This is a genomic window from Ruegeria sp. AH12 (genome assembly GCF_056541465.1).
In genome coordinates, this window is sequence record NZ_JBQFYL010000080.1 from 1 (window position 1) to 1,130 (window position 1,130).

The following is a 1,130-nucleotide window of genomic DNA, read 5'->3' on the forward strand; positions in this document are numbered from 1 at the left end:
TGAGCATGTCGCGCATCTCGGTCGGGCTGGGCCCGATATGGCGGCGGTTGGCGAAGTCATAGGCTTCGTAATCGGTCAGTTTGAAGGCCATGTGTGCGCTCCTCAAGGATAGGTCAGGCCCGGCGGAGACGGCAGGAGCCTCCGGCGGAAGTATTTGGAAACAGATGAAGGGGCGGGGCCGCGCACGGACCCGCCGCCTGAGTTAACCGATGAAGGCCTTGTAGCCGGCCTCGTCCATCAGGTCTTCGAGCTGCGAGGCGTCCGCGATCTTGATCTTGTAGATCCAGGCCTCGCCTTCGGGGTCTTCGTTCAGCGCGCCGGGATTGTCGGCCAGTGCCTCGTTCACCTCGGTGATCTCGCCGTCGACCGGTGCGTAAAGCTCGGACGCCGCCTTGACGGATTCAATCACGCCGATCTCGCCGCCTTTTTCGAACTCGTCGCCTGCTTCCTGCTGTTCCACGAACACCACGTCACCCAACTGCTCGGCGGCGTGTTTGGTGATGCCCAGCGTGGCGGTGTCGCCGTCAACGCTCAGCCATTCATGCTCTTCGGAATAATAGGTTGCCATGTCTCTCTCTCCTGACTTCAACGCTTGTAATTCTGTTTGACGAAGGGCAGCGCCACGATCTCAGCCGGTTGCGGCTTGCCCCGGATGATCAGGTTCACCTTCTCGCCCGGCTCGCCATGGCCTTTGCTCACATAGCCCATCGCCACCGGTCCACCCACCGTGGGGCCAAACACGCCCGAGGTGATCTGACCGATGCTGTTGCCCTCAAGGCACTGCACTTCCACGCCCTGACGCGCTGGCGCACGGCCTTCGGGCTTGATGCCCACCAGCTTTTTGGCGGGACCTTCGGCCAGTTCCTTTTGCACGCGGTCCGCCCCCGGAAAGCCGCCCTCTTCCTTGCGGCGTTTCTGGATCGCCCAAGCCAGCGAGGCCTCGATCGGCGAGGTGCTCTGGTCGATGTCATTGCCATAAAGGCACAGACCTGCCTCCAGCCGCAGGCTGTCGCGCGCGCCCAGACCGGCCGCTTCGCAATCCTCATGCGCCAGAAAGGCCTTGCTGATCTCGATGGCCTTGTCCTCGGGGATCGAGATCTCATAGCCATCCTCACCGGTGTAGCCCAGCC

At 62.6% G+C, this 1,130-nt stretch carries 2 protein-coding genes; both read right to left on the bottom strand.

Annotated features, from left to right (window positions below; translation table 11 throughout):
- Positions 1-202 precede the first annotated feature (202 nt).
- A complete protein-coding gene (gcvH, locus tag ACR0EL_RS21745) occupies positions 203-568 on the bottom strand; it encodes a glycine cleavage system protein GcvH (protein WP_170393732.1) in 366 nt (121 codons plus the stop codon).
- A gap of 17 nt (positions 569-585) precedes the next feature.
- The coding region (locus ACR0EL_RS21750) for a glycine cleavage T C-terminal barrel domain-containing protein (protein ID WP_480502255.1) at positions 586-1,130 on the bottom strand (545 nt) is incomplete at its 5' end.

Bases quoted from the DNA above. Each gene is read 5' to 3' on its own strand.
- gcvH (WP_170393732.1), bottom strand. From the start codon at position 568: ATGGCAACCTATTATTCCGAAGAGCATGAATGGCTGAGCGTTGACGGC.